The organism is Streptomyces sp. NPDC090022 (assembly GCF_044748145.1).
Classification (GTDB): Bacteria; Actinomycetota; Actinomycetes; order Streptomycetales; family Streptomycetaceae; genus Streptomyces.
On record NZ_JBIVFN010000019.1, the window covers coordinates 61,734 to 73,809 of the forward strand.

Below are 12,076 nucleotides of genomic sequence, written 5' to 3' on the forward strand. Positions count from 1 at the left end.
GGGTAACCAATGTGCACACCCCCTCCCCGAACAGCGGCGAAGGTCACACTCCCCGGCGTGCTCCGCCCGGCGCGGCCCACGGGTGCGGGACGCGCGGGAGCCCCCGGCCGCGGGGCGGGCTCGGGGGCTCCTCGAGGGGTACGTCAGGCCGTCAGGCGGTGGCCTCCAGGGCGGCGACCAGGGGGACGGTGACCTGTTCGATCTGCCAGGGGCGGGCGCCGTACCCGGCCAGGGCCTCCTCCACGGAGGCGGCCGAGAGGTGGAACGGCGGCTCCCAGCACAGCCGGCGCACGGTGTCCGGGGTGATCAGGTTCTCCTGCGGCAGGTTCAGCTGCTCGGCCAGCGCGGAGACCGCGGTACGGGCCGCCGCCAGGCGGGCCGCGGCGGCCGGGTCCTTGTCGGCCCAGGAGCGCGGCGGCGGCGGACCGGCCGGGGTCGCGCCGGGCTGCGGCAGCTCGTTCTCCGGCAGGGCCTTGGCCCGGTCCACGGCGGCCATCCACTGCTCCAGCTGCCGCCGGCCCATCCGCTGGCCGTAACCGGACAGCGCCGACAGGGCGTGCACATTGGCCGGCACCGCGAGGGCGGCCTCGACGATCGCGCTGTCACTGAGCACCTTGCCCGGTGACACGTCACGCCGCTGCGCGATCCGGTCGCGGGTCTCCCACAGCTCGCGCACCACGGCCATCTGACGGCGGCGGCGCACCTTGTGCATCCCGGACGTACGGCGCCAGGGGTCCTTGCGCGGCGGCGGGGGCGGCGCCGAGGCGATGGCCTCGAACTCCTGCCGGGCCCACTCCAGCTTGCCCTGGCGGTCCAGCTCCTTCTCCAGCGCGTCGCGCAGGTCCACCAGGAGCTCCACGTCCAGCGCGGCGTAGCGCAGCCACGGCTCCGGCAGCGGGCGCGTGGACCAGTCCACGGCCGAGTGGCCCTTCTCCAGCGCGTACCCGAGCACGCTCTCGACCATCGCGCCCAGCCCGACCCGCGGGAACCCGGCGAGCCGGCCGGCCAGCTCCGTGTCGAAGAGCGAGGTCGGCACCATGCCTATTTCACGCAGGCACGGCAGGTCCTGGGTGGCGGCGTGCAGGATCCATTCGGTGCCGGACAGGGCCTCGCCCAGTCCGGACAGGTCGGGGCAGCCCACCGGGTCGACGAGCGCGGAGCCCGCGCCCTCGCGGCGCAGCTGCACCAGGTAGGCGCGCTGTCCGTAGCGGTATCCGGAGGCGCGTTCGGCGTCCACCGCGACGGGCCCGGTCCCCGCGGCGAAGGCCGCGATCACCCGGGCGAGGGCATCGTTGTCGGCGACCACCGGAGGGATCCCCTCTCGGGGTTCGAGCAAGGGGATCGGCTGCCCATCGGACGGAACATCGACATCGTCCGGGGGGCCGCCCCCGGTGGTGGTGCGCAGGTCTGCTGCGGTCTCTTGGGCGTCGGTCACCGGTCAAGGGTATCCGTGGATACGGCGCGCCCGTCGCCGGAACGTTCCGTCGACGGGCGCGGTCGGGTCGCGGGGAGTTTTCCGGGTGTCTGCCCGGCGGTCCCCCGCGCGGGGTGCGGGGGCGGGCTATCCGGGGGCCGCGGGCCGGGCTCAGTGGATGATCCCGGTACGCAGCGCGACGGCGACCATTCCCGCGCGGTCGCCGGTGCCCAGCTTGCGGGCGATCCGGGCGAGGTGTGACTTGACGGTCAGGGCGGACAGGCCCATCGAGACGCCGATGGCCTTGTTGGACTGGCCCTCCGCGACGAGGCGCAGGACCTCGACCTCGCGGCCGGAGAGCTCGCGGTAGCCGCCCGGGTGGCTCGGGGCACCCGGGGGGCGGCGGTGCATGCGGGCGGCGGCGGCACCGATGGGGGCGGCGCCGGGCCGGGTGGGCAGCCCGATGTTCGTACGCGTTCCGGTGACGACGTAGCCCTTCACCCCGCCCGCGAGGGCGTTGCGGACCGCGCCGATGTCGTCGGCGGCGGACAGGGCCAGGCCGTTCGGCCAGCCCGCGGCGCGGGTCTCGGACAGGAGGGTGAGACCGGAGCCGTCGGGCAGGTGGACGTCGGCCACGCAGATGTCGCGCGGGCTGCCGACGCGGGGACGGGCCTCCGCGATGGACGACGCCTCGATGACGTCACGCACCCCGAGGGCCCACAGGTGGCGGGTCACGGTGGAACGGACGCGGGGGTCGGCCACGACGACCATGGCGGTCGGCTTGTTGGGGCGGTAGGCGACCAGGCTTGCAGGCTGCTCAAGAAGAACGGACACCAGGCCTCCTGGGGGAGTGGACGGGACGGCCGGCTGGGGAAGGAGCCGGTGCGCTCCGTGCGGATGGTCACTGACTCCTTCGGCACGTCACCCGCCCGGCTTTAGAGAATGATCACGATTTGGTGAGTAACAATTCGGGCAATTCGGACGGGCGATCGATCACCGAACGATCGGCGGCCGCCGTGCGAACGGCGGGGTATCGATCAGGTGACGATCAGAAGCCCGCACCGCCCGCCCCGATGAGGGTGCGCTTGCGGCACAAAGGGACAGAGGGGTCATTTCCATCCTTCGTGCGAGCCCGCCGGCCGCGGACGCCGTCCGCCCCGTCCGCCCCGTACTCCGCGCTACGGATGGTGCGGGCCGCGCCGCTGCGGCAGCGAGACCACGCCCGCCTCGGCCGGCCCCACCGGCGGCAGCCCCGCGATCTGGCACAGCAGTTCGCACCACGCCGCCAGGTGGGCCCCCGTGTCCGGCACCCCGCCCGCGCCCTCGCGCGGCGTCCACGAGGCCCTGATCTCGATCTGGGTCGCCGGCCGCCGCTCCCCGAGCCCGCCGAAGTAGTGCGAGCTCGCCATGGTCACGGTCCCGCTCGGCTCCCCGTACCCCAGCCCGCGCGCCTCCAGCGCCCCGGTCAGCCACGACCAGCACACCTCCGGCAGCAGCGGGTCGGTGGCCATCTCCGGTTCCAGTTCCGCCCGTACCAGGGTCACCAGCCGGAACGTTCCGTGCCACGCCTCGTGCCCGGCCGGGTCGTGCAGGAGGATCAGCTTGCCGTCGGCGAGGTCGTCCTCGCCGTCCACCACGGCCGCCTCCAGCGCGTACGCGTGCGGCGCGAGTCTCTGCGGCGGTCTGGTCGGGTCGATCTCGATCCCCGGACGCAGCCGGGCCTTCTTCAAGCCGTCGACCGCCCGCCGGAACGGGAGCGGGACGGAGGTCTCCTTCGCGCTGTCCACACCGTCAGCGCCATCTGAAAATCGTCCCTGAGCCGCAGCCATGCGGGGAAGACTAGGCGGAACGGGGCGGCGTTCGGCGCAAGGACACCCGCCGCCGGGCGGCCTCTTCGCCGTACGTGCGAAGATTTGGGCCGTGAGCGCCAACCACCGCCCCACGGGCCAGCCGAGCCAGACGTACGATTCCGCCTTCCTGAAGGCGTGCCGGCGCGAGCCGGTCCCGCACACCCCGGTGTGGTTCATGCGGCAGGCCGGGCGCTCCCTCCCCGAGTACCGCAAGGTCCGCGAGGGCACCGCCATGCTGGAGTCCTGCATGCGGCCCGACCTGGTCACGGAGATCACGCTGCAGCCGGTGCGGCGCCACAAGGTCGACGCGGCGATCTTCTTCTCCGACATCGTCGTCCCGCTCAAGGCCATCGGCATCGACCTGGACATCAAGCCGGGCATCGGCCCGGTCGTGGCCCAGCCGATCCGCCGCCGCGAGGACCTCGCACAGCTGCGCGACCTCACCCCGGAGGACGTCTCCTACGTCACCGAGGCGATCGGCATGCTCACGGGTGAACTCGGCGCCACCCCGTTGATCGGCTTCGCCGGCGCTCCTTTCACCCTCGCGAGCTACCTCGTCGAGGGCGGCCCCTCGCGCAACCACGAGCACACCAAGGCGCTCATGTACGGCGACCCGCAGCTGTGGGCCGACCTGCTGGACCGCCTCGCGGAGATCACGAGCGCCTTCCTGAAGGTGCAGATCGAGGCCGGCGCCTCCGCCGTCCAGCTCTTCGACTCCTGGGTCGGCGCCCTCGCCCCGGCCGACTACCGCCGCTCGGTGATGCCCGCCTCCGCGAAGGTCCTCCAGTCCGTCGCCTCCTACGGAGTCCCGCGCATCCACTTCGGCGTGGGCACCGGCGAGCTCCTGGGCCTGATGGGCGAGGCCGGCGCGGACGTCATGGGCGTCGACTACCGGGTCCCGCTCGACGAGGCCGCCCGCCGTGTCGGCCCCGGCAAGGCACTCCAGGGCAACCTCGACCCCGCCGTCCTCTTCTCCACCCCCGAGGCCGTGGAGGCCAAGACCGACGAGGTCCTGGCCGCCGCCTCCGGCCTGGAGGGCCACGTCTTCAACCTGGGCCACGGTGTCCTGCCCACCACGGACCCGGACGCCCTGACCCGCCTCGTGGACTACGTCCACACCCGCACCGCACGCTGACCCGCGCGGGCGGCGGCCGGGGTCAGACCCCCGCCGCCCGTACGGCGGTCACCGCCTTGCGGGCCGCCACCTGGACCGGGTCCCACACCGGCGAGAACGGCGGGGCGTAGCCCAGGTCCAGGGCGGCGACCTGCTCCACCGTCATCCCGGCCGTCAGCGCGACCGCCGCGATGTCGACGCGCTTGGCCGCGCCCGCCCCGCCGACGATCTGCACGCCCAGCAGGCGGCCCGTGCGCCGCTCGGCCATCATCTTGACCGTCATCGGCTCGGCGCCCGGGTAGTAGCCGGCGGTGTTCGTCGAGACGATCGTGGACGTCACGAAGCGCAGGCCCACCGCGAGGGCGTCCTTCTCCCGCAGCCCCGTCCGCGCGATCTCCAGCGAGCACACCTTGCTGACGGCCGTGCCGACCACCCCGGGGAACGTCGCGTAGCCGCCGCCCACGCCCGAGCCGATCACCTGGCCGTGCTTGTTCGCGTGCGTGCCCAGCGGGACGTAGCGGTCGCGGCCCGCGACCAGGTCCAGGACCTCCACGCAGTCCCCGCCCGCCCAGACGTTCTCGTATCCGCGTACCCGCATCGCCAGGTCCGTCAGCAGCCCGCCCGACGTGCCCAGCGGCAGGCCCGCCGCGCGAGCCAGCGCGGTCCGCGGCTCGACGCCGATCCCGAGGACCACCACGTCCGCCGGGTACTCCTCGCCCTTGGCGGTCGCCACGCCCCGGGCCCGGCCCTCCTCGTCGGTCAGCACCCGGGTGACCTCGGCGCCGGCGACCGTGACGATGCCCATCGCGTTCATCGCCGAGTGCACCAGCCCGCCCATGTCCGGGTCCAGGGTGGCCATCGGCTGCTCGCCGCGGTGCAGCACCGTCACCTCGTAGCCGCGCTCGACGAGGGCCTCGGCCATCTCCACGCCGATGTAGCCCGCGCCGACCACCACCGCCCGCCGGCCCGCCGTCCGCTCCAGGGTGTCGAGCAGCCGCTGACCGTCGTCCAGCGTCTGCACCCCGTGCACCCCGGCCGCGCCGATACCGGGCAGCCGCGGGCGCAGCGGGCGGGCGCCCGTGGCCAGGACCAGCTGGTCGAAGCCCGTCCAGGCCTCGGCTCCGGACTCCAGGTCGCGCGAGCGCACCCGCTGCCCGCCCAGGTCCAGCTCCACCACCTCGGTCCGCATCCGCAGGTCGATACCGCGCGCCCGGTGCTCCTCGGGGCTCCGCGCGATCAGGTCGTCGCGCCGGGGCACCCCGCCGCCGATCCAGTACGGGATCCCGCACGCCGAGTACGACGTGAAGTGCGAGCGCTCGAACGCGACGATCTCCAGCTCCGCCGGCCCCTTCAGCCGGCGGGCCTGCGACGCGGCGGACATCCCCGCCGCGTCGCCGCCCACGACCACCAGCCGCTGCGTCCCACCCATGTCCGTTCCGTCCCTCCGCCGTCGTGCTCCGGACTCCAGAAGATCACGGCGGGGGTGAGGACGGGGTCAGTTCGCGCGGGACTGCCTCAGCCCCGGCCGCCGGGCTGGCCGCCCGCCGGGCCGGTGGTGGAGCCGTCGTCCGTACCGTCCTCGTCGGGGTCGTCGTCGAGGTCGTCCGCACCGTCGTGGGGACGGCTCCCCGGGCCCGGGACGGTCCGCTGGTGCGGCCACGCCGGGACCGGCCGCGCCTGCCGCGGCTTCGGGCGCTCCGGGAGCAGCGAGCGCACCGCTCGCCACAGCAGCCACAGCAGACCCGCCGCGAGTGTGAAGGGCAGCACCGCGCCCAGCACCAGCAGCGCCCACTTCAGCACCGTCAGCAGGACCCCCGCGCCACCCGCGAGCGTGTCCAGGAACCCGGGGTCCTCCTTCTTCTTCTTCTTCTTCTCCGGTTCCGCCACCGGCTCCGGTTCCGCGACCTGGAGCGTGATCGTGCCCAGCGAGGTCTGGTCCTTCAGCGCGGTCTGCTGGGCCAGCAGCGACTCCAGGTCCGACTGACGCCTGCTCAGTTCGCTCTCCAGCATGACGACGTCGCTCAGCGCGGAGGCCTTGTCCATCATCTCGCGCACCCGCACCACGCTCGCCTGTGCCGACTTCACCCGGCTGTCGACGTCCGCGACCTTCTCCGTCACGTCCTGCGCCTCGACCTTGCGGCTGAGCAGCTTGCCGGTGCCCTCCAGCGCGCCGAGGACCGCGTCGAACCGCTCGCCCGGCACCCGCAGGGTCAGCGTCGAGGTCACCCGGCCGTCCTTGCCGCGCTGCGTGGTCTCGTTGCCGACGTACCCGCCCGCGCCCTCGGCGGCGGTCCGGGCGGTGGCCAGCGCCTGCTGCCCGTCCGCCGTCTCGATGCCCACCGTGGCCGTGCGGATCACGTGCGGCCGTACGACGGGCGCGGCCGGGGCCGCCGGAGCCGCCGTGCCCGGCGCCTTGCCGGTCGCCGGGGCCGCCCCCTTGGCGCCCTCCTGTGCCGCCCCGCCCGGTGCGGCCCGGCCCGCGTCCGCCGGGGCCGGGGCGGCGGCCGCCTTGTCGGAGCCGGCCGCCGTGTCCGTGGCGGTGTCCGCCGCGCAGGCGGTGAGCGCGAGCGTCCCCGTCAGCGCGAGGACCACCAGGGCGGTGGCGGAACGGTGTCTGTGCGCAAGCTTCATGAGTCCCCCCGGGACCGACGCGTCGATGTCGCCGTTTCGACGTCCAGAGTCCTGTCCCGGGTTTCGAACCGGCGGTCCCGAGCCGGTTCCGATGCGGTCACGGTCCGGCCTCGGTGATCGGTCTGAGACGATGTGTCCATGCACGAAGCGGACACGCGTACGGATCAGCCGGCCGGAACCGGCCCGCAGCCCGGTCCCGGCAGCCGTCCCGGACCCGGTGGCCCCCGCCACGTCGTTGTCATCGGCGGCGGGATCGCGGGCCTGGCCGCCGCCCACCGGCTGCTCGCGGCGGGCGCCCGGGTGACCCTGCTGGAGGCCGGTCCGCGCCTCGGCGGCAAGCTGTACGCCGGTGAACTCGCCGGGCTCCCGGTCGACCTCGGCGCCGAGTCCGTCCTCGCCCGCCGCCCCGAGGCGGTCGAACTCGCCCGCGCCGTCGGTCTCGGCGACGCGCTGCAGCCGCCCGCCACCGCCACCGCCCGGCTGTGGAACCGCGGTGTCCTGTGCGACATGCCACGCGGCCATGTGATGGGCGTCCCCGGCGACACCGGCCCGCTCGCCGCCTCCGGCGTGCTCTCCGCCGAGGGGCTGGCCCGGATCGCCGCCGACGCCGAACTGCCGCCCACCGAGGTCGGCGAGGACGTTGCGGTCGGCGCCTACGTCGCCGCGCGCTTCGGCCACGAGGTCGTCGACCGCCTCGTCGAACCGCTCCTCGGCGGCGTCTACGCCGGGGACGCGTACCGCATCTCGATGCGCGCCGCCGTCCCGAAGCTCTACCAGGCGATCCGCACCCACCGCACCCTCGCCGAGAGCGTCCGCTCCGTCCAGGCCGACGCCGCCGCCGAGGCCACCGTCATCGGCGCCGCCGCCACCGGACCCGTCTTCGCCGGGATCGCGGGCGGCATCGGCCGGCTCCCGCTCGCCGTCGCCGACGCCTGCCGGGCCGCCGGAGCCACCCTGCTGACCGGTGCCGAGGTCCGCGCGATCCGCCGTACGCCGGACGGCTGGCAGGTCACCGCCGGGGACCGGGTCCTCGGCGCCGACGCCGTGGTCGTCGCCACCCCGGCCGGGCCCGCCGCACGCCTGCTGGACGCGGCCGCGCCCGCGGCCGCCGCCGAACTGCGCGGCGTCGAGTACGCCTCGATGGCCCTGGTCACCATGGCCTTCCGGCGCGCCGAGCTGCCGGAGTCCGTCAGCGGCGGCGGCGCCAGCGGCTTCCTGGTCCCGCCGGTGGACGGCCGTACGGTCAAGGCCTCCACGTTCTCCAGCAACAAGTGGGCCTGGGCCGGCGCCGACCCGGACCTCTTCCTGCTGCGCACGTCCGTCGGCCGGCACGGCGACGACAAGGACCTGGAGCGCGACGACGCCGAGCTGGTCGACGTCTCCCTCGCCGACCTCGGCGACGCCGTCGGCCTCGCGGCCCGCCCCGTCGCCGCCACCGTCACCCGCTGGGACGGCGGACTGCCCCAGTACCCGGTGGGCCATCTCGCCCGCGTCGAGCGGATCCGGACCGCCGTCGCCGCCGTCCCCGGCCTCGCGGTGTGCGGCGCCCTCTACGACGGCGTGGGCATCCCGGCCTGCATCGCGAGCGCCCGCGCGGCCGCCGACGCGATCATCGGGACCCCTGGCGCAGAGCACTGATCCGGACACGGGACAATAGGCACATGACTGCACCAGAGAAGATCCCCAACGCGGGGAAGAAGGCCAAGGACCTCAATGAGGTCATTCGCTACACCCTGTGGTCCGTCTTCAAGCTGAAGGACGTGCTGCCCGTCTCTGAGTCAGACCGCACCGGCTACGCCGACGAGGTCCAGGAGCTGTTCGACCAGCTGGCCGCCAAGGACATCACCGTCCGCGGCACCTACGACGTCTCCGGCCTGCGCGCCGACGCCGACGTCATGATCTGGTGGCACGCCGAGACCGCGGACGAGCTGCAGAGCGCCTACAACCTCTTCCGCCGCACCCGGCTCGGCCGCGCGCTGGAGCCGGTGTGGTCGAACATGGCGCTGCACCGCCCCGCGGAGTTCAACAAGTCGCACATCCCGGCCTTCCTGGCCGACGAGGTCGCCCGCGACTACGTCAGCGTCTACCCGTTCGTGCGCAGCTACGACTGGTACCTGCTGCCGGACGAGGACCGCCGCCGCATGCTCGCCGACCACGGCAAGATGGCCCGCGGCTTCCCCGACGTCCGCGCCAACACCGTCGCCTCCTTCTCGCTGGGCGACTACGAGTGGCTGCTGGCCTTCGAGGCCGACGAGCTCTACCGCATCGTCGACCTCATGCGTCACCTGCGTGCCTCCGAGGCCCGTATGCACGTCCGTGAAGAGGTCCCCTTCTACACCGGACGCCGCAAGTCCGTCGCCGATCTGGTGGCCGGACTCGCCTGATACCTCCCCTGGGGGGAAGGACCGGAGGACTGACCTCCTCCGGTGGATCGGGAGGCCGTCCGCCCCCGAAACCGACGCAGCCGGAGACCGCGCACGGAAGTTCAGACGACCGGCGGCAGCCGCGACCCCCGAGGGTCGCGCCGCCCCGTCGTCCAGCGACACCGTCGCGGGCTCCGGATGCGGCGGACGCGCCGAAGCCGGCCGTACCGGAGCCGGACGCACCGGCATCCCGTGATCCGCACACCGTGCGATGCGGTGTCAGGAACTGCTGCCGCAGCTGGAGCTGGACGAACTGCCGCAGCTCGAACCGCTGGAACAGCTCGACGAGGACGATCCGCAGCCCGAGCCGCCACCCGACCCGTCGCCACCCGACCCGCCGCCATCCGCTCCGCCCCATCCGCCGCCGTCGCTCGCCGCACACCACACGACCGGCACGAAGGCGGCGCCCGACGCGTCGCCCGATGCGCCGTCCGACGCGGAGTCACCCGGGCGGCGGTGCGCCGCCGCCACCGCCGGCGTGTGCCGGGCCGCGGCCGCCATCTGCGCGCGCAGCCCCGAGTCCGGCAGGGCCCGCGGCCCGCTCAGGGCGGTCACCACGCGCGCGGCCGGGTCACCCCGGTGGAAGGCCCGGACCTCGGCCAGCGCCCGCAGCCCCGGTACGGTGACCCGGGCGCGCGCCCGGGCGGCGTGGACCGCGCCCACGACCAGGCCGCCGATCAGGGCCGGCAGCGCCAGCACGACGAACGGCAGTCCGGGCCGCTCCGCCGTGACCACCTGCACGACGGTCGCCACGACCGAGACCGGGATCGCCAGAGCGCACAGCACCGCCTGGCGGACGGCCCGGCGCCGCCACCGCCGCCCCCATCCGGGCGGCGCGAGCAGACCGCGTCCGGCCAGGGCGTCACCGATCTCCTGAACGGCGGGGTGGCACATGGCCTCGTACCGCACGATGTGCAGAGCACCGGAGGACGCGGCCAGGCAGGCGTGCAGGACGGCCTGTTCGGCCGGATCGGCCGCCCGCGCATCCGGGTGCATCCGGACGATCCCGGGACCGCCCAGCTCCAGCCGGCCGTCCCCGAGCAGCGACACGAGCGCCGTGTCGACCACCCGGCCGGGACCGCCGGACAGGAACGCGGCCTCGTACAGGTCGTACAGCCGGGGCGGCGCGGCGGCCGGTGCGGGCCGCTCGCGCCGTACCCCGCGCACGAGGGTGAGCGACGACCACAGGACCGCGGCCCACACCAGCAGGGCGACGACGTTCACGTGCCGCGCCCCCCGGCGAGCTCCCGCGCCCGGCGCCGGACCGGCCGCAGCCACCCCAGGAGCCGCGCGGCCCGCCCGGGCGGCCGGGACCCGGCCCGGTACTCCCACCAGGCGGTGAGCCGGCGCCGGGCGGCCGCGTCCGCGGGCAGGTCCTGGACCAGCAGGTGCTCGGCGAAGTCCAGCGCGTCCCGGCGGTAGCCGCCGGTCATGGGACGGTTGTGGGCGTAGGCGAAGAACGCCGTCCGGTACGCGGTGGCGCCGAGGATCTCCGGCAGGTCGGGCGCGACCTTGCGGACCACCGAGGCCCGCTTGGCGACCAGCGCCTTGGCCTGCACCTTCACGCGCCGGCCGTCGAACCCCTCGGGGACGGGCGTGCCCGCCACCAACGCCGAGAGCAGCGCGGCCTGCCGCACCGCCACCCGCCCCCGGGCCCCGTCCCCGCCGTGGCGCCCGGCTCTGCCGGCGCCCTGGACTGCGCGGTCCCCGGCGGACGCGTCGCCGGCGGGGGCCGGGCGGCGGGCCGGGGAGCGTCCCAGCACGCCCCGGATCGCGTCCAGTTCGCCCGCCAGCTCCGCCTCCGGCGGGAAGTCGTCGTCCCGTTCCAGCAGGACGCCCGGCGGGTCCACCCGGGCCCGCAGCTCCGCCAGCACGTCGAGGATCTGAGGCGGCACCGGGTGGGAGTGCGTGTCGTGCCACACGCCGTCGCGCTCCACCCCGCCCGCCACGTGCACGTAGGCCAGCGCCTCCAGCGGCAGCCGGTCCAGGACGGCGACCGGGTCCTCGCCGCGGTTGACGCGGTTGGTGTGCAGGTTGGCCACGTCGATGAGGAGCCGTACGCCCGTGCGCTCGACCAGCTCCGCCAGGAACTGCCCCTCCGTCAGCTCCTCGTCCGGCCAGGACAGCAGGGCCGCGATGTTCTCCAGCGCCAGCGGTACCGGCAGCGCGTCCTGCGCGATCCGGACGTTCTCGCACAGGACGCCGAGCGCGTCCCACGTCTTCGGTACCGGCAGCAGATGGCCCGCCTCCAGCACCGGCGAGGACGTCCGTACGAACGCGATGTGCTCGGTGACCAGCGGCGCGCCGAGCGCCACCGCCCGCTCGCCGAGCTCGGCCAGCTTCCCCGCGTCGGGCCGGTCCGCGCCGCCCAGCCCCAGCGAGACCCCGTGCGGTACGACGCGCACCCCGCGCTCGCGCAGCCGCAGCAGCGACTCCGGCAGATGGCCGGGACAGACGTTCTCGGCCACCACCTCGACCCAGTCCAGGCCCGGCAGGCGTTCGACGGCGTCCGCGATCTCCGGCCGCCAGCCGATCCCCACCCCCAGACGGTCCATGGGCTCCATGTCCCCCTCGCCCCCTTCCAACGGTCCGTGCCGATGTGATGACCCCGGCAGGGCCGGGCCAACCGCGGAGGGGGACGATC

10 protein-coding genes are annotated in these 12,076 nt (G+C 74.8%); 3 read left to right on the forward strand and 7 right to left on the reverse strand.

Going from position 1 to position 12,076, the window contains the following annotated elements; translation table 11 throughout:
- Window positions 1–151: 151 nt before the first annotated feature.
- From ACIPXB_RS27325 to ACIPXB_RS27335, 3 genes are all read right to left on the reverse strand, one after another.
- Window positions 152–1,435 carry an HRDC domain-containing protein gene (locus ACIPXB_RS27325; RefSeq protein ID WP_401454054.1) on the reverse strand — a complete coding sequence of 428 codons (1,284 nt, stop codon included), beginning with the start codon at window positions 1,433–1,435 and terminating at the stop codon, window positions 152–154.
- Between the two features lie 150 nt (window positions 1,436–1,585).
- Window positions 1,586–2,248, reverse strand: a complete 663-nt coding sequence (locus ACIPXB_RS27330; RefSeq protein ID WP_007267191.1) for a response regulator transcription factor — start codon at window positions 2,246–2,248, stop codon at window positions 1,586–1,588.
- Between the two features lie 344 nt (window positions 2,249–2,592).
- Window positions 2,593–3,243 carry a DUF3000 domain-containing protein gene (locus tag ACIPXB_RS27335; RefSeq protein WP_401454055.1) on the reverse strand — a complete coding sequence of 217 codons (651 nt, stop codon included), beginning with the start codon at window positions 3,241–3,243 and terminating at the stop codon, window positions 2,593–2,595.
- A 91-nt stretch (window positions 3,244–3,334) separates the two neighbouring features.
- Here ACIPXB_RS27335 and hemE point away from each other — a divergent pair, with 91 nt between their 5' ends.
- Entirely contained in the window at window positions 3,335–4,399 is a 1,065-nt protein-coding gene (gene hemE / locus ACIPXB_RS27340) for a uroporphyrinogen decarboxylase (protein WP_401454056.1), read from the forward strand.
- A 22-nt stretch (window positions 4,400–4,421) separates the two neighbouring features.
- Here the strand turns inward: hemE and ACIPXB_RS27345 are convergent, their stop codons facing one another.
- Window positions 4,422–5,807 carry an FAD-dependent oxidoreductase gene (locus tag ACIPXB_RS27345; RefSeq protein WP_401454058.1) on the reverse strand — a complete coding sequence of 462 codons (1,386 nt, stop codon included), beginning with the start codon at window positions 5,805–5,807 and terminating at the stop codon, window positions 4,422–4,424.
- A gap of 86 nt (window positions 5,808–5,893) precedes the next feature.
- Entirely contained in the window at window positions 5,894–7,009 is a 1,116-nt protein-coding gene (locus ACIPXB_RS27350; RefSeq protein WP_401454059.1) for a DUF4349 domain-containing protein, read from the reverse strand.
- A 138-nt stretch (window positions 7,010–7,147) separates the two neighbouring features.
- On the opposite strand from ACIPXB_RS27350, the gene hemG reads away from it, so the two are divergent.
- Both hemG and hemQ read left to right on the forward strand, forming a co-directional pair.
- Window positions 7,148–8,647 carry a protoporphyrinogen oxidase gene (gene hemG, locus ACIPXB_RS27355; RefSeq protein WP_401454060.1) on the forward strand — a complete coding sequence of 500 codons (1,500 nt, stop codon included), beginning with the start codon at window positions 7,148–7,150 and terminating at the stop codon, window positions 8,645–8,647.
- A gap of 23 nt (window positions 8,648–8,670) precedes the next feature.
- A complete protein-coding gene (hemQ, locus tag ACIPXB_RS27360) occupies window positions 8,671–9,393 on the forward strand; it encodes a hydrogen peroxide-dependent heme synthase (RefSeq protein WP_401454061.1) in 723 nt (240 codons plus the stop codon).
- Between the two features lie 258 nt (window positions 9,394–9,651).
- Here hemQ and ACIPXB_RS27365 read toward each other — a convergent pair whose 3' ends face one another.
- Window positions 9,652–10,656: a TIGR04222 domain-containing membrane protein gene (locus ACIPXB_RS27365; RefSeq protein ID WP_401454063.1), complete on the reverse strand. Its 1,005-nt coding sequence runs from the start codon at window positions 10,654–10,656 to the stop codon at window positions 9,652–9,654.
- Window positions 10,653–11,987: a DUF692 domain-containing protein gene (locus ACIPXB_RS27370; protein WP_401454119.1), complete on the reverse strand. Its 1,335-nt coding sequence runs from the start codon at window positions 11,985–11,987 to the stop codon at window positions 10,653–10,655. The genes ACIPXB_RS27365 and ACIPXB_RS27370 overlap by 4 nt, the downstream gene beginning before the upstream one ends.
- Between the last annotated feature and the right edge of the window lie 89 nt (window positions 11,988–12,076).